The organism is Peribacillus sp. B-H-3, assembly GCF_048572925.1.
GTDB lineage: Bacteria > Bacillota > Bacilli > Bacillales > DSM-1321 > Peribacillus.
This window is the reverse complement of record NZ_CP183879.1, coordinates 4,619,415-4,644,086: the sequence shown is the minus strand read 5'-3', so window position 1 is coordinate 4,644,086 and position 24,672 is coordinate 4,619,415. Positions and strand designations below refer to the sequence as shown.

General features: G+C 43.8%; 28 protein-coding genes and 1 pseudogene. 20 read left to right on the top strand and 9 right to left on the bottom strand.

Annotated features, from left to right (window positions below; translation table 11 throughout):
- The first annotated feature begins 197 nt into the window (after positions 1-197).
- Entirely contained in the window at positions 198-506 is a 309-nt protein-coding gene (locus ACN6MY_RS23195) for a transposase (protein WP_419881538.1), read from the top strand.
- Positions 437-1,414, top strand: coding sequence for an IS3 family transposase (locus ACN6MY_RS23190; RefSeq protein ID WP_419884263.1), 978 nt, complete (start codon positions 437-439; stop codon positions 1,412-1,414). Before ACN6MY_RS23195 ends, ACN6MY_RS23190 begins: the two co-directional genes overlap by 70 nt.
- Positions 1,415-1,608: 194 nt before the next feature.
- On the opposite strand, the gene bacA is transcribed toward ACN6MY_RS23190, so the two are convergent.
- Both bacA and ACN6MY_RS23180 read right to left on the bottom strand, forming a co-directional pair.
- Positions 1,609-2,403 (bottom strand): undecaprenyl-diphosphate phosphatase, encoded by a 795-nt coding sequence (gene bacA, locus ACN6MY_RS23185; RefSeq protein ID WP_419882244.1) that lies wholly within the window; start codon positions 2,401-2,403, stop codon positions 1,609-1,611.
- A 92-nt stretch (positions 2,404-2,495) separates the two neighbouring features.
- Positions 2,496-2,792, bottom strand: coding sequence for a hypothetical protein (locus ACN6MY_RS23180; protein ID WP_419882243.1), 297 nt, complete (start codon positions 2,790-2,792; stop codon positions 2,496-2,498).
- A gap of 171 nt (positions 2,793-2,963) precedes the next feature.
- Here ACN6MY_RS23180 and ACN6MY_RS23175 point away from each other — a divergent pair, with 171 nt between their 5' ends.
- Positions 2,964-3,773 carry a uroporphyrinogen-III synthase gene (locus tag ACN6MY_RS23175; protein WP_419882242.1) on the top strand — a complete coding sequence of 270 codons (810 nt, stop codon included), beginning with the start codon at positions 2,964-2,966 and terminating at the stop codon, positions 3,771-3,773.
- 27 nt (positions 3,774-3,800) lie between these two features.
- On the opposite strand, the gene ACN6MY_RS23170 is transcribed toward ACN6MY_RS23175, so the two are convergent.
- On the bottom strand, positions 3,801-4,703 hold the full coding sequence (locus tag ACN6MY_RS23170; RefSeq protein ID WP_419882241.1) for a LysR family transcriptional regulator: 903 nt from the start codon (positions 4,701-4,703) through the stop codon (positions 3,801-3,803).
- 131 nt (positions 4,704-4,834) lie between these two features.
- On the opposite strand from ACN6MY_RS23170, the gene gltB reads away from it, so the two are divergent.
- The 6 genes from gltB (at position 4,835) to ACN6MY_RS23140 (ending at position 14,265) form a co-directional block, all read left to right on the top strand.
- Entirely contained in the window at positions 4,835-9,394 is a 4,560-nt protein-coding gene (gene gltB, locus ACN6MY_RS23165) for a glutamate synthase large subunit (RefSeq protein WP_419882240.1), read from the top strand.
- A 17-nt stretch (positions 9,395-9,411) separates the two neighbouring features.
- A complete protein-coding gene (gltD, locus tag ACN6MY_RS23160; protein ID WP_419882239.1) occupies positions 9,412-10,893 on the top strand; it encodes a glutamate synthase small subunit in 1,482 nt (493 codons plus the stop codon).
- A gap of 61 nt (positions 10,894-10,954) precedes the next feature.
- Entirely contained in the window at positions 10,955-11,515 is a 561-nt protein-coding gene (locus ACN6MY_RS23155; RefSeq protein WP_419882238.1) for a histidine phosphatase family protein, read from the top strand.
- 438 nt (positions 11,516-11,953) lie between these two features.
- A complete protein-coding gene (locus ACN6MY_RS23150; protein WP_419882237.1) occupies positions 11,954-12,778 on the top strand; it encodes an alpha/beta fold hydrolase in 825 nt (274 codons plus the stop codon).
- Positions 12,779-13,240: 462 nt separating this feature from the next.
- Positions 13,241-14,011 carry an SDR family oxidoreductase gene (locus ACN6MY_RS23145; RefSeq protein ID WP_419882236.1) on the top strand — a complete coding sequence of 257 codons (771 nt, stop codon included), beginning with the start codon at positions 13,241-13,243 and terminating at the stop codon, positions 14,009-14,011.
- 113 nt (positions 14,012-14,124) lie between these two features.
- A complete protein-coding gene (locus tag ACN6MY_RS23140) occupies positions 14,125-14,265 on the top strand; it encodes a hypothetical protein (protein WP_419882235.1) in 141 nt (46 codons plus the stop codon).
- A gap of 247 nt (positions 14,266-14,512) precedes the next feature.
- Here ACN6MY_RS23140 and ACN6MY_RS23135 read toward each other — a convergent pair.
- The 3 genes and pseudogenes from ACN6MY_RS23135 to ACN6MY_RS23125 all read right to left on the bottom strand — a co-directional run bounded on the left by ACN6MY_RS23135 (position 14,513) and on the right by ACN6MY_RS23125 (position 15,981).
- Positions 14,513-14,982: pseudogene (locus tag ACN6MY_RS23135) on the bottom strand (DMT family transporter).
- A gap of 13 nt (positions 14,983-14,995) precedes the next feature.
- Entirely contained in the window at positions 14,996-15,427 is a 432-nt protein-coding gene (locus ACN6MY_RS23130; RefSeq protein ID WP_419882234.1) for a DMT family transporter, read from the bottom strand.
- Positions 15,428-15,666: 239 nt separating this feature from the next.
- Positions 15,667-15,981, bottom strand: coding sequence for an ArsR/SmtB family transcription factor (locus ACN6MY_RS23125; RefSeq protein ID WP_419882233.1), 315 nt, complete (start codon positions 15,979-15,981; stop codon positions 15,667-15,669).
- A gap of 481 nt (positions 15,982-16,462) precedes the next feature.
- On the opposite strand from ACN6MY_RS23125, the gene ACN6MY_RS23120 reads away from it, so the two are divergent.
- The 6 genes from ACN6MY_RS23120 (at position 16,463) to ACN6MY_RS23095 (ending at position 20,107) form a co-directional block, all read left to right on the top strand.
- Complete coding sequence (locus tag ACN6MY_RS23120; RefSeq protein ID WP_419882232.1) at positions 16,463-16,798, top strand: hypothetical protein; 336 nt, start codon at positions 16,463-16,465, stop codon at positions 16,796-16,798.
- On the top strand, positions 16,795-17,283 hold the full coding sequence (locus ACN6MY_RS23115; protein ID WP_419882231.1) for a hypothetical protein: 489 nt from the start codon (positions 16,795-16,797) through the stop codon (positions 17,281-17,283). Before ACN6MY_RS23120 ends, ACN6MY_RS23115 begins: the two co-directional genes overlap by 4 nt.
- Before the next feature lie 44 nt (positions 17,284-17,327).
- Positions 17,328-17,471 carry a hypothetical protein gene (locus tag ACN6MY_RS23110; protein WP_419882230.1) on the top strand — a complete coding sequence of 48 codons (144 nt, stop codon included), beginning with the start codon at positions 17,328-17,330 and terminating at the stop codon, positions 17,469-17,471.
- A 393-nt stretch (positions 17,472-17,864) separates the two neighbouring features.
- Positions 17,865-18,995: a cation:proton antiporter gene (locus ACN6MY_RS23105; RefSeq protein ID WP_419882229.1), complete on the top strand. Its 1,131-nt coding sequence runs from the start codon at positions 17,865-17,867 to the stop codon at positions 18,993-18,995.
- Positions 18,996-19,199: 204 nt separating this feature from the next.
- Positions 19,200-19,475, top strand: coding sequence for an IDEAL domain-containing protein (locus ACN6MY_RS23100; RefSeq protein WP_419882228.1), 276 nt, complete (start codon positions 19,200-19,202; stop codon positions 19,473-19,475).
- Between the two features lie 170 nt (positions 19,476-19,645).
- Positions 19,646-20,107: a nucleoside 2-deoxyribosyltransferase gene (locus ACN6MY_RS23095; RefSeq protein ID WP_419882227.1), complete on the top strand. Its 462-nt coding sequence runs from the start codon at positions 19,646-19,648 to the stop codon at positions 20,105-20,107.
- Positions 20,108-20,134: 27 nt separating this feature from the next.
- Here ACN6MY_RS23095 and ACN6MY_RS23090 read toward each other — a convergent pair whose 3' ends face one another.
- A complete protein-coding gene (locus tag ACN6MY_RS23090; protein ID WP_419882226.1) occupies positions 20,135-20,797 on the bottom strand; it encodes a lysozyme family protein in 663 nt (220 codons plus the stop codon).
- Positions 20,798-20,980: 183 nt separating this feature from the next.
- Between ACN6MY_RS23090 and ACN6MY_RS23085 the strand changes: the two genes are divergently transcribed.
- From ACN6MY_RS23085 to ACN6MY_RS23075, 3 genes are read left to right on the top strand one after another with little or no spacing between them, the layout of a single operon-like run.
- Positions 20,981-21,232, top strand: coding sequence for an FAD-binding protein (locus tag ACN6MY_RS23085; protein ID WP_419882225.1), 252 nt, complete (start codon positions 20,981-20,983; stop codon positions 21,230-21,232).
- A complete protein-coding gene (locus ACN6MY_RS23080) occupies positions 21,229-21,717 on the top strand; it encodes an FAD-binding oxidoreductase (protein WP_419882224.1) in 489 nt (162 codons plus the stop codon). Before ACN6MY_RS23085 ends, ACN6MY_RS23080 begins: the two co-directional genes overlap by 4 nt.
- A 41-nt stretch (positions 21,718-21,758) precedes the next feature.
- Entirely contained in the window at positions 21,759-22,292 is a 534-nt protein-coding gene (locus ACN6MY_RS23075) for a BBE domain-containing protein (protein WP_419882223.1), read from the top strand.
- Between the two features lie 103 nt (positions 22,293-22,395).
- On the opposite strand, the gene ACN6MY_RS23070 is transcribed toward ACN6MY_RS23075, so the two are convergent.
- Positions 22,396-22,794, bottom strand: a complete 399-nt coding sequence (locus ACN6MY_RS23070) for a GNAT family N-acetyltransferase (RefSeq protein WP_419882222.1) — start codon at positions 22,792-22,794, stop codon at positions 22,396-22,398.
- Positions 22,795-22,979: 185 nt separating this feature from the next.
- Here ACN6MY_RS23070 and ACN6MY_RS23065 point away from each other — a divergent pair, with 185 nt between their 5' ends.
- On the top strand, positions 22,980-23,153 hold the full coding sequence (locus tag ACN6MY_RS23065) for a hypothetical protein (protein WP_419882221.1): 174 nt from the start codon (positions 22,980-22,982) through the stop codon (positions 23,151-23,153).
- A 363-nt stretch (positions 23,154-23,516) separates the two neighbouring features.
- Entirely contained in the window at positions 23,517-24,143 is a 627-nt protein-coding gene (locus ACN6MY_RS23060; protein WP_419882220.1) for a metal-dependent hydrolase, read from the top strand.
- Positions 24,144-24,183: 40 nt separating this feature from the next.
- Here ACN6MY_RS23060 and ACN6MY_RS23055 read toward each other — a convergent pair whose 3' ends face one another.
- Positions 24,184-24,597 carry an acyl-CoA thioesterase gene (locus ACN6MY_RS23055; RefSeq protein WP_419882219.1) on the bottom strand — a complete coding sequence of 138 codons (414 nt, stop codon included), beginning with the start codon at positions 24,595-24,597 and terminating at the stop codon, positions 24,184-24,186.
- Between the last annotated feature and the right edge of the window lie 75 nt (positions 24,598-24,672).

The following is a 24,672-nucleotide window of genomic DNA, read 5'->3' as shown; positions in this document are numbered from 1 at the left end:
CAGAGGCCTCCAAGCGGAGTGAAAACGAAGCGCGGAAGAAAAAAGTACGCCTCTACCTGGCATATAAGTGTCTACTTTATTGACAGAAGTCCAAATCATGCGACTTTTCGTCCAAATCTGAAGTTAGTATAAAAAGTGGACACAGGTAGTGGCGTCATGTTTAACTCTATACAACTACAAAAAGGGTGTGTATAAGCATGGCAAAAGATCAGAAAAAGTACCCGGCAGAATTTAGAGAATATGTGTGTAAATTAATCCATTTAGATGGACGGAAACTCGTGGATGTAAGCAGTGAACTCGACATTTCGTATAGCACACTTCAGAAGTGGATCGGCGCCTATCGTAAAAAGCAGAATCAGATAGAAAAAGAGAAACAAAGCCCTTATCTAACTGCTTCTGAATACAAAGAATTGTATGAAGCTGAAAAGGCGAAAAAATTAGAATTGGAAGAGGAAAACGATATTTTAAAAAAGGCTATGCACATCTTCACGCAAGAAAAGAAGTAAGATTTCGGTTTATATATCAAAATAAAAACGATCATACTGTCGTGAAGATGTGCGAAGTCTTGAATGTATCCACTTCTGGCTATTATGCCTGGGAACTTCGATTGGACAAGGAGGAAACGGAAAGGCAGCGATGGAGACGCCATCTTGATGAGCAAATCCGCTATCATTTCCACGACAACCTTGGTACGTATGGAAGCCCGAGAATCTATCAAAAACTAATCGAGGTGGATGACATTCAAGTCTCACTTAAAACGGTAACGAACCGCATGAGAGAGATGGGCTTATATGCCACTCCGCCAACTCGATACATTCAGACCACTGATTCGGATCACCAGCAGCTTGTGTTCAAGAATGAGCTGAATCGTAAATTTAAGCCTAATGAACCAAACCGTGTTTGGGCAACAGACATCACCTATATTCATACAGGGGAAGGATTTCTCTATTTAAATCCTGTTTTAGATCTGTTTTCTCGCCGGGTGATCAGCTATAGAATGGGTGACCGCATGGATGCCGAATTGCCGTTAAAAGCATTAAAAGAAGCGCTTGAAATTCGCCAGCCCGCTGAGGGATGGATTCACCATTCAGACCAGGGAAGCGTGTACTGTTCAAAAAAATATACCGAAGCCCTGAAGGGGGCCAAAGCGACCATTAGTATGAGCCGGAAAGCAACTCCTTATGATAACGCTTGTGTAGAATCGTTTTTTGCCTCCCTGAAAAAAGAGTATTTGTACAAGTTTGTGTTTAAGACAAAAGCAGAAGCCATGGGCGCCATCCAGTTTTATATTCAGTTTTATAATCGTAAAAGGATCCACTCGACATTAGAATACACCACTCCGATTGAGTACGAAAAGGCGTACAAAGAGGCACAGCGTTTAAACGCCACTGAGGAAAAATCGCCCTCTGCCTGAAGGATTCATTGTTTTTCAAATGATTCCTTCAGGCAGAGGCCTCCAAGCGGAGTGAAAACGAAGCGCGGAAGAAAAAAGTACGCCTCTACCTGGCATATAAGTGTCTACTTTATTGACAGAAGTCCAAATCATGCAACTTTCTATGAAAATCGTGCAACTTACGGGAAGAATCGTGCAGCCTGCTCCGCATCTCTCTATAAAATAAAAATAGCAAATACTATGGCCAGGAGAATCCGGTAATAAGCGAAGATGCTCAGGCCGATTTTTCCGATTAATTTAAGAAAGACGACCGCGACCAGCATGGCTATAATGAATGCAGTAACAAAGCCAATTGAAAACATGGGAATGTCGCTTGCGTGCAAAAAGTCCAGGCTTTTGATTAAATCAAGCCCTGTTGCACCGACCATGATGGGAAGCGCGACTAGAAAAGAAAATTCCGCTGATGTTTTATGGTTTGCCCCTGCAAGCAGGCCTCCTGATATGGTGGAGCCGGCACGGGAGAATCCGGGACAAACGGCGAGGCATTGAAACAGGCCAATGGCCAATGCCTGTTTATAGGTAAGCTCGTCCACTGTTCCAGCTGTGAATCTGCCATGCTTTTTTTCGGCAAAAATCATTAAAATGGCTCCTGCAACCAGGCTGACGACGACTACACTGGGAGAGAACAGCTTGGTTTTGATAAAATCATGAAGCAAAAGACCGGCTAAAGCGGCGGGTATAACTCCTAATAGTATATGTATAAGATCCAGTTTTTTCTCGGGCTTTCCGATCGTTTTGAAATTCAGCAGGGAGAGGTACCTTCTCCAGTATAAAACTAATATGGCCAGCATTGATCCCAGCTGGATGATCACTTCAAAGGTATTCGCCTTTTGTCCTTTGAATCCAAGCAAGTGGCCAGCAAGAATCAAGTGGCCGGTCGATGATACAGGCAGAAATTCGGTTAAGCCTTCTACTATCCCTAATATAAATGCAATGATATGTTCGCTCATTCGGTGCCTCCTTTTTTAACAGAATATCATATGTGAAAGAAGGCAATTGTTAAGATTTCATGTAGTTTTTTTAAAAGATAGACTTTAGGAGTTTAAAGGGAAACCTTAGTTTTCGCGCTTTTTTTCATCCTATTAAAATATACAAAATCACAGACGGCGCTAGGAGAACGAAAAGAGATTCTGTTTGGGTAGCTAAGATAGCATAAGCATGATTCCCTGCCGGTTTTGCAATGTGGCAGATGAATCAGCTCACTGTCAAAGCTGGTGTCACGATAATAATATAGTCCGTTATTGGCAAGCCAAATGTGAAAGTTTCCATGAAACAGTACAATGTTTCCGAAGGTGCTTAATTTATTCACTTCTTTTAGCATTTCCTGATAAGATAGCATTGTTTTTCCACTCCTCTATTTATCTTCTTGTCGTGCATTATTTCCAAATCTATCAAAATGTATACCGTTTAGCGGCGTCTGTGAATCATTTAGAAAAATAGCTGTTTCTTTACTATTCCTATCCGCTATAATGGATTACAAAATCAATTTCATACGGAAAGAGGGAGAACAATGGGGAAAGGATTAGCCGGCAGGAAAGTTGCCATCGGAGGCTCGCGGAAGACAGAGGAAATGAGCTTGCTGATTGAAAAACAGGGAGGAATCCCAGTTGTCCGGTCTCTGCAGGGTACGATTTTTTTAGCAGAAGAACAAACAGCACCACATATTATGTCTTTTATTGATTTTCAGGCGGACTGGTCTATATTCACAACAGGAGCAGGCATTGAAACGTTAATAAAGATAGCCGGGAAGATGGATATGGAGGAACAGTTTTTGCAGGCTGTCCGAGAAACAAATGTGGCATCCCGGGGCTATAAAACTGCAAGTGTCTTAAAGAAGCTGGGTATTGATATTACTGCTGGGGACAGCGACGGAACGACCAGGGGGCTGGTCCAGGCGCTGAAAAGCTTTGATTTTAAAGGAAAAAAGGTCATGGTTCAGCTGCACGGCGAGAAGGCTCCCTCCCTTATCTCTTTTCTGGAAGATAACGGAGCCTCTGTGATGCAGATTCTTCCTTATCAGCATATTGCTCCAGAGCGGGAAACAGTGGGAAAATTGTGCAGTGAGCTGATAAGGGGCGAAATGGATGCGGTTTGTTTCACAACTGCCATACAGGTTTCTTCTCTTTTTGATTTTGCCAGAAAAGAAGGATGTTTAGAGGGGCTTGTACATGCCTTTGGCACACATGCAATGGCCGCCGCAGTCGGCAAGGTCACAGCGGCCGCATTGAAGGAAGAAGGAATAGAGCGGGTGCTGGCGCCAGAGAAGGAAAGAATGGGAGCCATGGTTGTAGAGCTTTCCCGCTATTATGAAAACCAATAACAAAGCTTGTTGAGATCCGGCAGCTTGTTATTGGTAATGCTCCAGCACGGTGAAAAATTCCTTGATGAAAAGATAGAAATCTTTTTCTGATGGAGCGAGTTCCCTGGTTTTAGGCGTGATGATCCCAACTGTTCTCCTTACCTGGGGAGCTTCGATTGGAATTTTTGCGGTAAAACGCGGGGTGGAGTCGTAAAAGGTTCCATCTGGAAGAATACTGACGCCCATTCCTGCTGACACAAGCCCTTTGATGGCATCCATGTCTGCCCCTTCTGAAGCTGTTTTTGGCGTGAAACCTGCTTGCCTGCATGCTTCCACTGCGATTCTCCGCAGCACGTAACCCGCAGGAAACAGCACAAAATCATCGTTGCGAAGCTCACTTAGAGCCAGGCTTTTCTTTTCAGCAAGGGGATGATTGATAGGCACTAATGCTGACAGGTTTTCTGTAAATAATATGCGGGTGTTAATTTCGTCATCCTCTGGGGGGACAGGGCCGAGCAGGGCTAAATCGATATCCCCGTTTTTCACGGATTCAATCAGCGAAGAATAAGAACCCTGATGCAGATGAAAGGAAACGCTTGGCTGCTTATTTTTATAAGCAGATATGATGGTGGGCAGCAGGTAGCTGGCAAGGCTTGTCGGATAGCCGATTTTAATCGTGCCATGCTCAGGGTTCAAGTATTCATCCACCTGCCCTTTGGCGTAGTCAATCGCTTTAATGGCTGTTTTGATGTGATGCAGAAAAATCTTGCCGATGTGGGTGAGTTTGATATTTCTTCCAGCCCGTTCGAATAACTGCACGCCAAGTTCAGTCTCCAATTTCGATATCTGAAGACTTATTGCGGATTGGGCAACATGAAGATGCACGGCGGCTTCTGATACATGCTCCCGTTCTGCTACCTCGATAAAATAGCGTAATTGCCTCAATTCCATTGATTCTGCCTCCCTACTCATCTTGAAACGAGATTATTTTAATCTAAATTATATATTGTTTATATCAATAATAACACCCTATAATGAACAAAAGAATTGCGCCTGAAAGCAAACGAACGGAGGAGATCATATTGACGTACAATCAAATGCCAAAAGAACAAGGACTCTACCGCCCTGAATTTGAGCATGATGCATGCGGAATCGGCTTATATGCCCATATAAAAGGCGATAAAACACATGACATTGTTGAAAAAGGACTGCAAATGCTTCGTCAATTAGACCATCGCGCCGGTCAGGGAAGTGACCCGCATACAGGGGATGGAGCCGGATTGATGGTGCAGATTCCAGACCGGTTTTTCCGCTTGGCTTGTCCGGAAATAAACCTTCCTCCACAGGGAAGCTATGGTGTAGGCATGCTGTTTTTCTCTAATGATGACAAAAAACAAGGTGAAATTGAAGAGAAAATCAATGCCTATATTAAACAAGAAGGACAATTGGTGCTTGGATGGAGAACTGTGCCTGTTGATTTCAGAAAAGTCGGGAAACTTGCGCGAATGAGCACCCCCTTTATTCGCCAGGTTTTTATCGGGAAAAGCCCGGATATCGAGGAAGGACTGCAGTTTGAACGTAAATTATACATCATTAGAAAGCAGGCAGAGCAGTGGGCCCTTAAGCAGGAAAGGACTTTTTACTGTGCCAGTTTTTCAAGCAGCACGATTGTGTACAAAGGCTTGCTGACTCCAGAACAGGTGGATGCATTTTACCTGGATCTGCAGGATCGGAATTTTGTTTCAGCATTTGCTTTAGTACATTCCCGCTTTAGTACAAATACTTTCCCGAGCTGGGAAAGAGCACATCCAAACCGCTACCTGATTCATAATGGCGAAATCAATACGCTGAGAGGCAATATAAATTGGATGAAGGCCCGTGAAAGGCAATTTGTTTCAGAAGCGTTTGGCGAAGACCTGAAAAAGGTTCTTCCTATCCTTGATACAAGCGGCAGCGATTCCTCGATTCTAGACAATGCCATGGAATTTTTCATTTTGTCCGGCCGCAAGCCTGCACATGCAGCCATGATGCTAATCCCGGAGCCATGGTCTGAGAACCCCCATATTTCTAAGGAAAAGAGGGCGTTTTACGAATATCACAGCATGCTGATGGAGCCATGGGACGGACCGACAGCGATTTCTTTTACAGATGGAAAGCAAATCGGCGCTATGCTTGACCGGAACGGATTGCGCCCGGCACGTTATTATGTAACAAAAGATGACTACATTATTTTCTCTTCTGAAGTTGGCGTCCTTGACTTGGAACAGGAAAATATTCTTTACAAAGAACGATTAAGCCCAGGGAAAATGCTCCTGATTGACTTGGAGAAAGGGAGGATTATTTCTGATGAAGAAATCAAATCAGAAATGGCAGCCGAGCATCCTTATCAGCAATGGCTTGACGAACAGATTGTAAAATTGCCTGAGGGATCACATGAAGCGGAGGAAATAGAAGTTTCAGACATACTTGAGCGCCAAAGGGCTTTCGGCTATACCTATGAAGATATCAATAAGTATCTGATCCCTCTTGCAGCAGAAGGAAAAGACCCGCTTGGTTCCATGGGGAATGACATGCCTCTTGCTGTTTTGTCAGACCAGCCACAGTCGCTGTTTAATTACTTCAAGCAATTGTTTGCACAGGTAACCAATCCGCCGATCGATTCCATCCGCGAGCAGATTGTTACATCTGCTGTGACCTACTTAGGCCAGGAAGGTGATCTGCTTCATCCTGATGAGAGGAACTGCCGCCGAATTCAGCTTGAAAGCCCCGTATTATCAGCCAGCCAGTTTGAAGCGATAAAGGAAAATGAATGGCCTGATTTTAAAAGCGTCACAATTTCTGCTGTTTTTTCAGAAAATTTGGAAATGGAGCTTGAACACATCCTTAGCACTGCGGAGGAAGCCATTGCTGCAGGTGCAAGTATCTTGATTCTCTCAGACCGGGGCATGAATAAGAGGAAGGCAGCTTTTCCTCCAATACTTGCTGTAAGTGCGCTTCACCAGCATCTTGTGCGCCTCGGCATCCGTACGAAAGCAAGCATTATTGCAGAATCGGGAGAAGTGAGGGAGGTGCATCATTTTGCGGCACTGATCGGATACGGTGCAGATGCTATTTATCCTTACCTTGCTTTTGCTTCATATAAGCAGGCTGCGAGCGGGGGAAGTCTTCCTATTCGTTATGAAGACAGCGTCCACCAGTATATCTGGGGAATCACGGAGGGCGTTATTAAAGTGATGTCCAAGATGGGGATTTCCACCGTGCAAAGCTACCGCGGCGCCCAGATTTTTGAGGCTGTTGGAATCAGCGCCGATGTGATTGGAAAGTATTTCAGCGGCACGGCTTCACAGCTTGGCGGAATCGGCCTGGAAACAATTGAGGAAGAGGCACTGAGACGCCATCATCAAGCGTATGTTCATCATTATGAAGAGACGCTGGAATCGGGCAGCGATTTCCAATGGAGAAAATCGGGGGAGCACCATGCATTTAATCCGAAGACCATTCATACCCTGCAGTGGGCATGCCGCAAAGGAGATTACCACTTATTTAAGCAATTTTCACATTTAGCGGATGAAGAGCGGATGAGTTTTCTGCGCAATTTATTTTCCTATAAAAAAGCACAGCAATCTTTGCCAATTGATGAAGTAGAATCTGTCAGCTCCATTGTGCGGCGTTTTAAAACAGGAGCTATGTCATTTGGTTCATTGAGCAAAGAGGCGCATGAGACGCTGGCGATTGCGATGAACCGCCTCGGAGGCAAAAGCAACAGCGGTGAAGGCGGAGAGGATTCAAGGCGGTTTTACCCTGATGAAAACGGAGATAACCGCAGAAGCGCTATCAAGCAAATTGCTTCAGGCCGTTTTGGAGTGAGCAGCCACTATCTTGTTAATGCGGATGAACTGCAGATTAAAATGGCTCAGGGAGCAAAGCCTGGCGAGGGCGGGCAGCTTCCTGGAAGCAAGGTTTATCCATGGGTCGCAGATGTGCGCAGATCAACGCCTGGAGTAGGGCTGATTTCGCCTCCGCCGCATCATGATATCTACTCGATCGAAGATTTGGCGCAGCTTATCCATGACTTGAAAAATGCAAATCGTGCAGCCAGGATCAGTGTGAAGCTTGTAGCCAAGGCTGGCGTCGGAACGATTGCGGCCGGAGTGGCCAAGGGTGCTGCAGATGTAATCGTGATCAGCGGCTATGACGGCGGAACTGGGGCTTCTCCAAAAACGAGCATCAAGCATACGGGTCTGCCGTGGGAGCTTGGGCTTGCTGAAGCTCACCAGACACTGATGCTGAATGGGCTGCGGGACAGGGTGGTTCTTGAAACGGACGGCAAGCTCATGACAGGGAAAGATGTGGTGATGGCAGCGCTGCTCGGTGCGGAAGAATTCGGATTTGCAACAGCTCCTCTTGTTGTAATGGGCTGTATCATGATGCGTGCCTGCCATTTGGATACATGTCCTGTGGGCGTTGCCACACAAAATCCTGAGCTCCGTGAAAAGTTTGCCGGAGATCCGGAGCATATTGTCCGTTACATGCGTTTTGTTGCTGAGGAAGTGCGCGAGATCATGGCGGAGCTTGGTTTTAGAACGATTGAAGATATGGTCGGCCGCACAGATGTCCTTACTGTCAGTGAACGTACTAAGTCGCACTGGAAAGCAAAGTACCTCGACTTATCGGCACTGCTGTATCAGCCTAAGGGAGCACGCACATTTAAAACCCCTCAAAACCATGGCATCGATGATTCTCTTGATATGAAGGAAATCCTTCCTGCGGTGGAGAGGGCACTTAGTGAAGGGGTTCCGTTTGAGGGCTCCTACTCCATTACCAATGTGAATCGTGTGGCTGGTACGATTACGGGCAGCGAGATATCAAAGCGCTACGGTGAAGAAGGGCTTCCGGACGATACTATAAAACTCCGGTTTAAAGGGTCAGCCGGACAAAGCTTTGGTGCCTTTGTGCCAAAAGGAATGACCATGATTGTCACAGGTGATGTGAATGATTATTTTGGAAAAGGCTTATCAGGAGGAAAACTGGCAGTCAGCGCTCCTTCTTCCTCCAAACAATTTGCTGGAGGCAATGTGATTGCCGGAAATGTGGCATTGTACGGAGCTGTTGGCGGGGAAGCGTATCTCAATGGCCGTGCAGGCGAGCGCTTTGCAGTCAGAAACAGCGGAGCGGATGTGGTTGTTGAAGGAATCGGTGATCATGGCTGCGAATATATGACCGGCGGCCGGGCCGTCATTATGGGTGACACCGGCAAAAATTTTGCTGCAGGAATGTCTGGCGGTATAGCGTATGTACTTCCTGATGATAAAGAAGGATTTTACTCATTATGCAATATGGAAATGATTGAGTTTGAAAAATTGACGGATAAAAAGGAACTGAATGAATTAAAGGAGCTGATCATAAAGCACTTCCTTTATACAGAGAGTTCAAAGGCTTTATATGTACTGGAAAATTGGGAAGAAGCTTCAGCCCATTTTGTTAAAGTCATTCCTAAAGATTATAAACGCATGATGGAAAGCATATCCGAACAAAAGTCAGCGGGTGCTTCAGATGAGCAGGCCCGGCTGAACGCTTTTCATCTTCATTCTAAAAAAATAAAAAAGGCATCGCCTGACACTCTTGGAGTGGTGATGCAGTAAGAAAAGGGGGAGAGAAGATGGGAAAAACAACAGGTTTTATGGAATATCCCCGTGAAAAGGGGCCGGAACGGGGTCCAATAGCCAGGCTGAATGACTGGAATGAATATGTCTCTCCCATTCCGGATGAAATGGCAGCAAGACAAGGAGCCCGCTGTATGGATTGTGCCACTCCTTTTTGCCATATGGGAATGGAAGCAGCAGGAGTTACAACGGGCTGCCCCATTCATAACCTGATACCTGAATGGAATGATTTAGTGTACCGGGGACACTGGAAGGAAGCGCTCAGCAGGCTCTTGAAAACAAACAACTTTCCTGAATTCACTGGCCGGGTATGTCCTGCACCTTGTGAAGGATCCTGCACTCTTTCTATTACTGATCCTGCCGTCACGATAAAAAACATTGAACGGGCCATTATAGATAAAGGCTTTGAAAATGGCTGGATCACACCGCGGATTCCAAAGATCTCCACGGGCAAAAAGGTGGCTATCATAGGTTCGGGACCTGCAGGACTGGCCAGCGCCGACCAATTGAACCAGGCTGGGCACGCTGTCACTGTTTACGAACGCTCGGACCGTGCCGGTGGGTTATTGATGTACGGCATCCCGAACATGAAGCTTGAGAAACATATCGTCGAGCGCCGCATCTCTTTATTGAAGCAGGAAGGCATCGATTTTATTACAAACACAGAAGTTGGCAAGGATATTTCTGCAGAAGAGTTAAAGGAGCAATATGATGCCGTTATTCTTTGTACCGGTGCTCAAAAGCAGCGTGATTTAGTGATAGAGGGCCGTGAAGCAGCAGGTGTTCATTTTGCCATGGATTATTTGACAGGCACTGCAAAAAGCATGCTGGATTCTGATTTTGCGGATGGCCAGTTCATTAACACAGAAGGCAAAGATGTGATTGTCATAGGCGGCGGAGATACGGGCGCAGACTGTGTTGCCACCGCTCTTCGTCAAAAATGCCGCAGTGTTGTCCAATTTGGGAAGCATCCTATTTTGCCTGCAGTGCGGGCGGCGGAAAATATGTGGCCTGCTTATCCCAATGTGTTCACTCTTGATTATGCCTATGAAGAAGCGGAAGCTGGCTTTGGCAGAGATCCGCGGCAATATGAAATCGGGACAAAGAAAATCATAGCAGATGAAAATGGGCATGTGAAGGAGCTTCATACGACCCAGATGGAAAGAATCATTGAAGAAAACGGGTCCTATTTCTACAGGGAAATCCCTGGTACTGAAAAGGTCTGGGATGCACAGTATGTTTTTATTGCCATTGGATTTGAAGGCACGAGCCAGCCCTTGCTTAACGCATTCGGAGTACATGCAAGCGGGCAAAAAGCAGAAGCGGCTCACGGAGATTACCGGACGAATGTGGAAGGCGTTTTTGCTGCAGGAGATGCGAGACGCGGGCAAAGCCTGATTGTCTGGGCCATCCAGGAAGGCCGTGAAGCTGCACGCGAGGTGGACCGATATTTAATGGGGAGCTCAAACCTGCCTTGAAAAAGGGATTTCCCATCTGAATGGCGAAAATTACATCATGTCAGGATTTTTAGGGGGAACTATGGAAAAGAACGTTTATTTCGTAAGGCATGCGGAAGCGGAAGGGCAAGCCTATGATGCCCGGCTTACAGACCGTGGGCAGGACCAGGCAAGCCACTTGTCGGCTGCGCTCTCTGGTGTGAGTATTGACAGGATTATCTCGAGCCCTTTTTTGCGGGCGGTTCAAACGGCTGGTCCGCTGGCTGAGAAAAGAAACCTGGAGATAGAAATAGATGAAAGACTATCAGAGAGAATTTTAGGCGGCGGAAATTTGCCTGATTGGCTAAATAAATTGGAATCATCTTTTACGGATTTAGAAGTTAAGCTGGAAGGCGGGGAATCCAGCCGTGAAGCAATGACGCGCGGGACTGCTGTCGTGGAAGATGCTTTGAAAAGTGATGCAGAACATATTTTGATTGTCACTCACGGAAATTTAATGTCACTGATGATTAAGCATTATCTGCCCGCATTTGGGTTTGAAGACTGGAAGAAGCTTGGAAATCCAGATGTGTTTTTGCTGAAAGTGAACGGTGACGCAACATCTTTATCGAGAATATGGGAGAATGCCAAGCTGATTGTTTAGCATTCTCTGTAATTGGGAGCTGTCTTTCTGATAGCTCTTTTTTGCTGCTCTTTGAGGAAGACGGGAGGGGTGCAAGCATTTCGCTCATATTTTATAGCAATTCGCTCGAATCAGGCTAGATTTGGCTCGAAAGAACGTGCATTTGGATTGAATCACAGCTGATTTGGCACTACCCATTTAATGGGTGAAAAGTTAAGTGTAAACAACATATAAAACGGTTCAAACCCGTTCATTCAGGGGAATTTCTTCAATAGAAGCGGCCGGAAGCCCAAAAATAATGCTTTTCCGGCTAAAAATCTTAACGCCTTCAGAAAAAAGGAGAAGTGCACAATCAGTTAAAGGAAGCGTGCATACACATAAGGTAGAGAGTGCGGAAGACAGAGAATATGGACGAGACCTCAAGATTTTAAAATCTGATGCTGACGGGGAGTGTAAGGTTTGGATAAGAAATTTATAAATATGCAAGGCAAGAAAGTAGCTTATATTGAAAAGGGAAGAGAAGATGCCCCTCCAGTCCTGCTTTTGCATGGAGTTCCTGAATCAGCACTGCTATGGAAGAGTATCATCCCTGTGATTGTGTCATGCGGGTATAAAGTATACGCCCCTGATCTGCCGGGCTTTGGAGACAGCGGAAAATTTGATCAACCCTCAACATGGGAGCGTTTTGATCAATTTGTTACCGAGTTCACAGCTTTGCTGAAAATAGATTCCCTGCATCTTGTCGTGCATGACTGGGGAGGCCTGATTGGGCTGAAGTGGGCATGTGACCATCCTGAACGCATCTTAAGCCTGATTGTCACAGATTCAACGATTTCAGATGAATACATGTGGCACGATCTTGCCAGGATATGGAGAACTCCGGGAAAAGGAGAGGCGTCCATTAAAGGCATGTCAAATCGTGCACAGTTCCTTGAAACCATGAAAAAGGAGATTCCTAATAGTGATGACGAAACGCTGAACGACTTCTTTAAAGTCTTTCAAACCCCAGAATCCGGGCAGGTTATCCTGGATTTATACCGGTCAGGAAATTTGGATACGGTGAAGAACTATAAAGAAAAATTGCAGAAAATCAAAAATCCGGCAACGATACTATGGGGAGAGAAGGACCGGTATATTTCCAGCAAATTTGCCGGCAAGCTTCAAAAAGAGGGACTGCCGCATGCGAATGTCCATATCATCCCGGATGCAGGCCACTTCATCCATATCGAAGCCCCTGAAAAAGTAAATGTATATGTTCAAAAGCATTTCAATCAGTTATCCTGATGCAGTTTGATTGCATGATTAAAGTAAGGGCTGTCTAGTATGACTAGGCAGCTTATTTTTGTGCGGGAAAAATGCAGCATGCTGATAATTTAATTTTTTTTATAAGCAATCGTACAAGCCAAATGCTTTCTTCTCCATACCATGAGTAAGAGGATTCAGCTAAAGGAGGAATGCACAGCGGTACCGGTTAAGGCTTGCCCCGGACCATCATGAGGTGAAGCCGTTTCCTTCTATCACATTGAGGCCGAGGAGAGGATTGCAGATGATTGCAGAAGAAAGAGTAAAAGCAGATTTACCGCTGCAAGCACCTGATGCTTAAAACGTTATCCCGAAGATGCGGATTTCAATAAAATCTAAATACTTGTCCATACGCTTTTGATTATTTTGCATATGGTATAGGATATCGAAATTATGAGTTTATCATTTTGCAAATGAAAAGATGGGGGAGGAATGGTTAGCATCATGAACAATTTATTCGATTTAACAGGAAAAACCGCCATTGTGACAGGCGGTGGAAGAGGTCTTGGAAAACAAATCGCACTTGCCCTTGCTGAAGCAGGAGCAAATATTGTCGTTTGCTCCCGGAATTTGGAGGCTTGCAAGGAAGTGAGCAGCCAAATAGTAGAGATGGGTGGAACTTCTATTTCCTCCAGCTGCGATGTATCAAATGAAGAAGATATTGAAAGAGTGATCAATGAAACCATCAGCACGTTTGGCACCCTTGATATTCTTGTGAACAACAGCGGAATATCCTGGCTTGCGCCTGTAGATGAGCTTCCTTTGGACAAGTGGAAAAAGGTAATGGATGTCAATGTGAACGGAACCTTTTTGTTTTCCAAGGCAGCAGCAAAAATCATGAAGAAACAAGGAAATGGGAAAATAATCAACATTGCATCAATAGCTGGATATGGCGGGACACCTCCAGAAGTAATGGAAGCTATCGCCTATAATACGAGCAAAGGCGCAGTGATCACCTTTACTAAGGATTTGAGTGTGAAATTAGCCAAATACGGAATACAAGTGAATGCAATCGCACCAGGATTTTTCCCGACAAAAATTGCCAAGGACATCTTGGAGAAAAATAAACACAGTATGTTATCAGGAGTACCCGCGCGCCGGTATGGAAATGAAAATGACTTAAAAGGAGCAGCAATCTATTTAGCATCAAGTGCTTCTGATTATATGATTGGACAAATCCTTAATGTGGATGGCGGGATCACGGCCTTGGTGTAATATACTCGCATAAATAGGTGTGTTACATCGAGATTTCTATGATGCATGGGGTCCCCATCCTGCAGGCGCATGAATGAAGTTTCATGAAGAAAGGAAGGGAGGGAGGGATGTATATGTATATGTTATATATACCAGATGAAAATATAATCGATCTTGAAAATCATAGTGCAGGAATGGCTTCACAGGTATACTCAGGATTTTTTGAATACTTGAGACAACTTGACCAGGAAGAAGAGTCAGATAACCAGCAATAAAAAAAGATACCAAAACTAGGCATACAAAAACCGGCTGGCTTCCATCTATAGCTTGCTGGTTTTTTTAAATTGCAGGCTCTGTTAAAGCTGTTTGATCAGAGCATTAAGTGCAAGATTCCTGCAGGAAAAGCGGGTTGAGGGAGACCAGGCAGAGGATCCTGACAGCGCCTGAAGCGGAAATCAACAGGCTTAGCAGAGCCAAGACTAAAAAAGCCTGAATCCATAGAGTTAGGCTTAAACATATTGGCTATTTAACAGAGTTTTTCGTTTCAGATGCTCCCTGATTTCCTTTGAAAACGAAGTAAAGGGCTGCAATCATTAATAATACTCCAAAAAATCGCTTTGAATCAAAGTGAATGGTTTCACTTCCAAACCAGCCGAAATTATCTATCAGCATACTTGCGGCCAGCTGGCCAATAATGACGGAAACAACGGCAGCTGTGACGCCGATTTTAGGAACGGCAAGCACCATTAAAGATAAATATATGACACCGAAAATTGCGCATATCAATTGCCACTTTGGCACCTCGGTTACTTGGAGGATATGCCGCTGCCAATGAAATTCACCACAATGGTCAAGATAATGGCGCCTGTAAAAAACGTGAAAAACGCACTTTCAATTGTACCGGCTTTCTTTCCCAAGGTACCATTTATAGCTGACTGAATACTTAAACCGATTCCTGCCAGTATGGGTATAATGACGATGAGGCTATTCATAGTGTGTTCCCTCCTAGATGATCAGAAATAATGATGCGATTAATAAGACAATAGCTGTGAGCCTGTTTGCATTAAATTTTATTTTGGAAGAGCCGAATAAACCAAAATGCTCAATGATGATGCTCATCATAATCTGCCCGATAATTACAGATGTTACGGAGACGCCTACACCAATTAATGTGACGCTTATTACAAGCAGGGCAAGGTAAACAACACCAAGCATGCCCCCCAATAAGTTCCACTTGGGCACTTTAAGAATCTGGAGTGCATCTCCTTTTCCGAAAAACAGTACAAGTAAAAATGTCGCCATTGCACCAATGATAAAGATATAATATGTGCTTTCTAATTCCCCTATGGTTTTCCCCAATGTGCCTCCAATAGCTGCTTCAAAGCTTAACGACATGCCTGCAATGATAGCTATGATATAGATAAAAAATGATTTCATTTATTGTCACCTCGTTGAAATTAAATATCTAGAATTATAGATATTTCGGTTTAAAAAAAAACTCTTTTTTATGGCTCTATTAATGCTCCATACTGATTTTGGCCTAATGGGAATGAATCAGAGGTGCGGGAAAAGCGGGTTAAGTGAGATCCCGCAAGCTCCCGGACCGTCCGCGGAAAATGCTGCTGAAGCGGAAGTCAGCAGGCTAGATTAACTGTGTCTTTTTTTAAAAAGAGTTTTTACATGTCTTTTTCCAAGAATTCTGCAACCTTCTTTATTGTTTCTTCATTGCGCCTATAGTATGTCCATTGCCCATACCGGACTGCTTCAAGCAAGCCTGCCTTTTGCATCAAGGATAAATAGTGGGAGACAGTTGACTGTGATAAATTCACCTTGTCCTGGATGTCCCCTACACACACACCGCCTTTAATACTGGCCTCCTTGGACAGGTGCGCTTGCTGCTTTGGGAAATTCTTTTCAGGCTCTTTCAGCCATTTTAAAATGTTAAGACGGGTTTCATTAGATAGTGCTTTGAAAATATCTATATGCTTCATGCCTATATTCTATATCGATTTTTAACGATATGTCAAAGGGTGATTCATCAAAAACAGCCGCTGGTTAATCGCATCAGAATCAGCCTCGATTAGAGCCATTTCCCCATTGATTGGAGCTACATCCGACCTCATTAAAGCCTATTCAACCTTCTTACGAGCGAAATGGCAGTTCCCCCTCTAAAATAACTGGTGTAGGGCCCCCACAACGGATTTTAATTTCCATTTTATTGGATAATTGCACCCGAATCAGCCTCGATTCGAGCCAATTCTGCATTGATTAGAGCAAAATCCAACCTCATTAGAGCTTTTTCATCCTTCATTCGAGCGAAATGAAAATTCCCCCGCCAATATAACTAGCGATGTGCCTCCACAACGGATGCTAATTTCATTACTGGATTTTTATATTTTGTTTAAAAAGGAATAAAATGGGTAAAATAACGTCGGCAGAATAATTCATAATTTACGTAAGGAGGCAATATCCTTGAAGAAATTGGCTTTCATTATGTTTTCCTTGCTGATGGCAGGCTGCTCACATTCCTCAGAAGGTGAGAAAGCGCCCAAAAGCAAAGAGGTGCAGGGTGAAGTAAAAGCGGAAAAAGCAATTAACAAGGAAGAGCCTGCAGATATTAAACCCAAAGAGGATATTTCGGGCAAACCTGTTCTGGCTTATCTGAAAGAAGAAAAAACAAACGGAGATATTAAGGGAATAGGGATGGATCCTGAAACAGGCAGGAAGGTGCTTGCAATTACGGAGAAAATGCAAGCAGCATTGCTGAAAATAAAGCATGGTTCACGGCCTATACCGAAAAAAATATGAAAGAAGGCAAAGAGCTTCCCTACAGCCCTAAATTGGGGATCAGCGAGGAGGAATACCAGCTTCTGCTTGACTCTCAAAATAATTCCGAGATGATAAAAAAAGGGGAAACTTCCATTGAAATTACAAGGCAGGGTGACAAGCTGACCGTATCTGCACCTGATTCATCTTTCAAAACCGCTGTATTTGACCTGAAAGCCAATACAGTTAAAACAAAATACGGTGTGCTTGCCTATGCTGGAGATATTAAAGCATCAAGTGAGCAGGCCATAACTGGCCCCTGGTCAGGAGAAGCATGGAAAGTGGAAGACGGCAATATAAAAACTATGCAGGACGCACAGAATATGGATGAAAACTCTTATATAAAAACGGTCAATTTTTATGTAGGAAAGCTCCAGAACACGGGAGAAACACTGATCTATTTCACTTACCGCGAACTGAAAGACATGAAGAAAAGCCAGGCTGAGGAATTTATTGTTTTAAAATAACATGCAAAGCATACAGCTGCTAAGGCTTCTTTACCGGCACAACCATGCCTGGCCGAATGCCTCATACAGGCGGCAGGGGTGCGAGTGAAACCACTGATTCTCAAATGCCGTGGATTGAAGTTTCCATTGCGGCCATGCTTGTGCTTGGATCAGCTTTAGTTATCAGAAGAAAATCAAGCGAGCAATAAAAACGATGAAGCAGGCAGATTGATACGGGAGGGGCTGTCAATGGCCCCAATCCTAAGAAACGCGGGAATTCCGCGTTTTTTGGTTCATCCGGTTTAACTGTCAGTAAACCCCCGAATCAAGAGTATTGAAGAAGTCTAAGTGGCGGATAACTGCCTGATTCAGCTAGCCTTCAGCGGGAAAGGGAACTCTAACTCCATTGATGAAAGCTTTACTTTATCCACTTTTACAGCAGATTTTTGCCTGTAAATATGGTACACTATAAGTAATCAAATATAAAACGAACTCGGAGGAGCCTGTCGCCAAGGGACTGTTATGTCCCTTGGAGGCAGGCTTTTTTTGTGTTTTTTTGTCAATGCTGCAAATCATATGATTAGGAGAGGCGGGATTTTATCGTGTTAATTCTTCAATTAGCCATTATTTTAATATCATCAAAGATTGCAGGAAGTGTAAGTGTCAGGCTTGGCCAGCCGTCTGTTCTTGGCAAGCTTTTGATTGGCATCGTTCTTGGGCCTTCTCTTTTGGGAGTGATAACTGAAACGAAAGCTCTTGAGGAGTTCAGCCAGATTGGCGTCATTTTATTGATGTTTCTTGCCGGACTTGAAACAGACGTTCAGGAGTTTAAGCGAAGCGGGAAGGCATCTCTTCTCGTCGGCTTCGGGGGCATCATTGTTCCGCTCGTTTTAGGGTACTTCGCTGGAGTCTTTATGCATTTGACAGTAATGGAATCCTGGTTTTTAGGCCTATTGCTTTCGGCAACCAGCGTCAGCATTTCTGTGCAAGCGCTAAAGGAAATGAACCAGCTGCAAACCAGGGAAGGAACCGTGATCTTGGGTGCAGCGGTAATTGATGATGTGGCCGTAATTATTGCGCTGGCATTTTTGATGAGCTTTGCAGGAGGAGATGTGAGCCTGTCTGCGGTGATTTTCAAAAAGGTATTATTTTTTGCTGGTGCCATCCTATTCGGCTGGAAGGCAGTTCCTTGGTTTATGAATAAATTCGCATCAATAAAAGTAACGGAAACTGTCATTTCATCAGCCCTGATTTTATGCTTTGTTTACGCCTTTGCCGCTGAATATACAGGTGTGGCTGCTATCATTGGAGCATACATTGCCGGTGTTTCGATCAGCGTGACAAAGTTTAAGCAAGAGGTTTTTGAAAAGGCTGAAACGATTGGCTACTCTCTTTTTGTGCCTGTGTTTTTTACATCGATAGGAGTGGCTGCGGATTTTTCCGGTTTAAAGGAAAACCTGGTCCTGATTGTACTCTTAAGCCTGCTAGCTATTTTCACAAAACTCCTTGGTGCATCACTGGGTGCCAAAATAGCCGGATTTGGGTGGAGCAGCTCACTGGGGATTGGAGCAGCAATGGTGTCGCGGGGAGAAGTGGCACTAATCATGGCTTCTATCGGTTTGGAAGCAGGGCTGCTTTCAAAGGAAATGTTTGCAGTGATTGTAGTTGTCGTGCTTGCAACAACCATTATTACACCTCCGCTGATGAAATGGTTTTTCCGGAAAAAAAAATAACGTGTGTGCCGGAAAAACCTCCAGAAGCCGCGGAGTTCGGAGGTTTTTTCTATATAAGGCTGAGCGCCCGTGTATGTACCAGAAAATTTCTATGCTAAAGTTTGCATTTGCATTAGCTGATCTTGTTATATTTTTGTATTTTAGGGTAAATAAAAATTAATCACTAATTTAATGAAAATATTATAAAAGAAGGCAGGGATCAGCATGAATTCTGAGTATAATTCTAAATCATTCAAACATGACCGTTATATTGCATCATTGACTGAAGAATTGTTGAATAAAGAAGATTTGAAAACAAAAGAAATACTTACCAAAGAACGCACAGAATATACTCGCGGCGCTGATGCTGTCATAAAAAGGGTACAGCGCAAATATCTTGAGGAAAGAAGATACATTGAAATTGATAAGGCTTTAGATGATAAAAATGAAGTGAGATTCCTTGCTTTAACATCCAAAGGCTGGGAGCATGTTTTATCATAAAAAATACATTTGCCATATAAATAGAAGAACCGCATCAGTCCGGAGTGATTCAGCCTAAATAGGCGGATTGCTCCGGATGTTTTTGTTGTTTTGCTGAATGATGCCAAAATCGGTTCTTTTTAATAGTATATTAAGTGTGTTTGGAATATGCGCAGCGAGGGGCGAATGAGATGGAGCAAGGAGGAATGAGGCTGGCCAGAGTGTTCATTGCCAGCCCGTTTTTCGATCAGGAGCAGGTTGAAAAGGTAAAGCGGCTGGAAAATGCCTTATCACGCAATCCGTATGTGGCAGATATTTTCTCTGCGCGTTTTCATCAAAATAAACACCTTGCGTTTGGGTCGCATGAGTGGAGAAAAGCAACGTTTCAGCAGGATTTAAAATTCTTAAGGAGAGCGGATGCTGTTGCCGCTATTCATGATTTTACCGGGAAATGCACAGACAGCGGCACAGCCTTTGAAATTGGGTATGCCTTTGCCATGCAGAAACCGATTATAATAATCAAAGAAAAAAGTGGTGTGCCTAACTTAATGCTTGTTGAGGGACTGCATGCGTATTTGCAGAGAGTCGAAGATGCGGCTTCTTATGATTTTCTCAATATGCCATCTATTCCATATGAGGGACCTGTTGTTTGATCAGCATGTGAAGGAAAACCGGCCAGTCTAAAAGGACTCGCCGGTTTTCCTTTTTGCAGCAGCAGGTAGGCTGCTTGCGAGGGCTTGGATGTTTTGTGCGACCTTTGTGCTGTAGGTGAAATCTCCATAGCAATAAGGATAGCGGAAATTATTCTTATCTCCTCCGCAGGTGTAAAGATCCGGCTTCTTTTTCACTTGGATCATGGAGAAATCCTTGGCTAATTTCTCGCTGTGCCTGCCGCCGTGACTCGCAACATAATCGATGTATCCTGTTCCCATGTTATAGGCTTGAATGATTGTTTTAAAATCTACCTTTTTTCTATTTCCGTAAACCACGGTTCTATGAAAATGTTTTATGCCATGCTCTATACTTTTCTTTGGATCATGGATGGAATTTGGGGCAAGGCCGATCGATTCAGAGGCCTGCATAGGGTCTCCGCCTCTGCCTTTGCTTTCCTGCTGCATCAGGGCAATCAGCACAGCTGTATATTTTTGAAGATGGTATTTTCCCAGCTCGTCCTGTATGAGCGGAGTATACTTTTTTACATTTGCATATGGATCTGGTTTCACTTGTGGAACAGTATTTTCTGAAGTGTTCGTAATTACTTGTTTTATCAGTAAAAATACGGCCAATAATGCAAGCATTATAAAGATGGTATGTGACTTCTTTTTCCGTTTTTTCTTTTTCATAGAGTCTCTCCCAAATATGAGCTGTCTATCATTATTATAAACTGCTAAGCTTCCGATATCATGCATTTTGTATAAAAGAGTCAAGCTCTGCACCATACCTGTCCTTTTTGCATAATATAAAGAGAATTTCCTTCATGAGGGTTTTGGGAGGATAAGATATCAGACGTACTGGCAGGTGAAAGGATGGATTACAGCGGGCTGACAGGAAAAGTCATTACGCCGGAAGATAAAGAATACGATGTGCTGCGGAGAGATTATAATCTTGATAAAAATAAGTTTCCGCTGGCATTGGTATATTGCTATAGCCAACGGGATGCAGCGAACGCTATAAAGTGGTGCAAAAAGAATAAAGTACAATTGCGGATCCTGACCGGGGGCCATCATTATGAAGGCTACTCTACGGCCAATGGCGTCCTCGTGATTGAACTTCAATGATTAACAGAATTTCAATAAATAAAACTGGCAATACGGTGAAAATAGGTGCGGGTGCAAGGCTGGGGGAAATTTATTCTGTTCTTAGTGAACAAGGGTATGGTTTTCCAGGAGGGACATGCCCTTCAGTCGGAATATCGGGATTGGTGCTTGGCGGAGGAATCGGACTTTCGATGAGGCTCTTTGGACTTGTCTCTGATAATCTTCTGGAATTAGAGATAGTGGACGCACAGGGCCAGGTCCTGACTGTCAGCGAAAAGCAGCACAGCAATTTATTTTGGGCATGCCGGGGAGCCGGGGGAGGAAATTTCGGGGTCGTTGTTTCATATACCTTTAAAATTTTTAAGGCAGGACACGTAACGCTTATCCAATTAAGGTGGCAGCCTGATTCCAGGGTGGATGTATTGAATGTCTGGAAAGATTGGCTTCCTGGGACAGATAAGCGAATCAGCTGTTTTGCAGGCTTACCGGAGATTATGCATATTTAAATAGCTTTTTTTATGGCAGCGAAAAAGAGGCCAGGCGTATTTTGAAGGATTTTTTAGCTATCCCTGAGCTATCTTCAGATTCTGTTATAAAGCGTGTTCCATTTATTGAAGCGGTATGGGCGATAGGAGCAGAGTACGGCCCTCCGATGAAATTCAAATCGACGGGGAGGTTTGTATTTCAAAGAATAACCGGGGAAACTGCCAGGGAGCTTGTGAAATGGGTGGACCGAAGCCCCGACAAAAGCAAATGCAGGATCTCTATGTACTCCATGGGCGGGGTGATCAGTGATACAGGTGCTGATGGATCTGCCTTCTATTACCGGAATGCTCAATATATTATGGGGATTTCAGCAGCATGGGAAAAAGACCGTGATGCAGCCTCTTTCAAAAGATGGGTAGGAAGGGGTTTTCAATTTATGAGATCCTTCTCGAAAGGCACGTATGCAAACTTTCCTTACTCTGAATTGAATGATTATGAACGGGAGTACTATGGAACTCATACCTTCAGGCTCCGGAAAATAAAAAGAAAATATGATCCGGAAAATTTCTTTCATTTCCAGCAATCTATCAGGTGAGGCAAAACGGGACAGCTTCCGTTTTATCAAATGCTTCCTGTAAAAAAAACCATAAGAGAGGGAGGAGAAACACTCACTTATGGTTTCGCTTTTTGTCCCGATGCTATTTTCCCCTTGGAATCTTGAAGGCATTATCAACTTTTTCAAACCCGATTCGCGGGTAATATTCCATCGCAATGGGGGAAGACAGCAGCAATAATGCCGCTTCCTTGCCGGCCTGCTCCTGTACAAGACGGGTCAGTTCCCTGCCAATTCCGCTTTTTTGATAGTGCTTGTCAACTGCCAGGTCTGATAAATAACAGCAATAGCTGAAATCTGTTATGGCCCTTGCTATTCCGGCGAGGTGATTGTCATCCCAAGCCGTGATGAGGATGTCGGCATGGTCAATCATCCGCTGCAGGCGGGGCAGATCTTCGGAAGGCCGATTAAGCCCTGCCGCTTTAAACAGCTTTGACATTTGGAGAGGGGTAATGACGGCATTAACTTTATACTCAATTTTCATTTAAGATTCCTCCTGTTAGATTATTAAGATTATTTTAATTATAAAAGCAAACGGATGCCATTGTAAGTTCCAGTTCATCCATTTTTTTTGGTGCCAGTTTTAAAGAAATATGAAAATCAGTGATGCTTGTCCACACCCTTTTGCTTGTCTTAGCATTTCATGTTATTTATAAGGATGTGAGCAGAATGAGTATGGGGAAATTTGTTACCGTGGGAGATCATACAATTGTACGGATTTGCGGAAAATTTTATCTTTTATTGGAAATAGAAGTGGACTTTCGGCAAGTGAAAAAGGAAGAATGCGTATTTATCAGGATTTCTGAGCAGGAAGCCCGTACCCTGATGGAGGCGGAGGAGTAGAATACTTCCTATCAGTCTATTGCAGGGGGACATTTTTTGATAAGAATCCCTTTTACTATGCTCATAAGGATGCAATATGGAATCCGGCTTAGAAATCTTCATGATTTTGGTCTCTGAGAAATGTTTTGTCCTTAGAAGGCAAGGAGCGCCTTTTAAGGACGAAACCAAATTGGCTGTGCAAGAGTATCGCACCCTACGCACCATTTAACCTGATTTAACAATCGCCTCAAATCATTCATTGAAAATCAATATAACAAAAGAGCTCTTCTTAAATATCTTGTGGCTGTATACCTATAAATCCTATAAAATATAGAAAGGAAAAATTTTCAGCAAGAATCATACATAAGAAGCAAGGTGAAGAAATTGAACGGTACAGCACATATGGTGCTTGGGGCAGCGGCAGGCTTTGCCTGTGCGGACTCGCTGCAAAGCACTCCGGCAGAGACCATGCTGCTCGTGGGAATCGGGGCAGCTGCGGGACTTATGCCAGATATTGATATAGATGGGAAGCTAAGCAACAAAATCACATTTTCCCATAAGCTCATTCGAACCATAGCACAGCTGCTCGCATTTGCCATGATTTTGTACAGCAGTTTTAATTATGCAGGGAATAGCAGGACAATAGGGATTGGAGCAGGAATAGGCATTTTATTGCTTTCAGCATTTATCACACAAAGGCTAATGCTGACACTTACAGGTATAGGTGTATTGCTGGGAGGGATTTCTCTAGAAGAAAACTGGGTGCTGCTTTTGGGGATTTTTATTATTCTTGGTTCCTTTGTCCCGCACCGAAGCTACACCCATTCTATAATAGGGCTGATTTTCTTTGGAGTCATTTCTTATCAATTTCAGGCATCCGTGAACATAGATGGAGTCTTCATTACCTGTTTAGCCGGGTATGCCAGCCACATGGCTGCCGATATGAAGATCCTGCCCTTCAATAAACGGGGCGTAAAGTTCTTTTTGCCTTTTTCAAAAAAAGAATTTTAATTGTTTAAAGGCGGTTCTCTCCTGAGAAGCGCCTTTTTATCTATTTCGATGATGTCTCTGATTGGCAGTAAAGATGCTGTGACAGCAGCACCCGGATATGTTCAGGAATGCGTTCGCCCGATTGTGTTTCCTGATTGAAGTTTACATACGCTGCAGTTGCCTTCACGCACAGTCTTCCTTCCTGATGGATTTCTTCATATAATACAAAGCTGCTGTTCCCGATTTTCTGCACCCATGTGGAGACAAAAGCTTCCTTGCCATAAAAAATCTGATCCACATAATCTGCATTTAAATTAACAATGACCATTTTCCAATCCTTAAAATCAAGCGACGGTGTGAAGAATTTAAAGATTTCCTCTCTCCCTGCCTCCAGCCAGACTGGGATGCTCGTATTGTTAATATGTCCGACTCCATCTGTTTCAGAAACCCTCGGCTGTATTTTTGTCAAAAACATACAAAATCCCCCTTTTAAGCAATTATTTCTACATTCTCCATCAATTGATATGAACCCTTTTTATCGAAGGAAAAT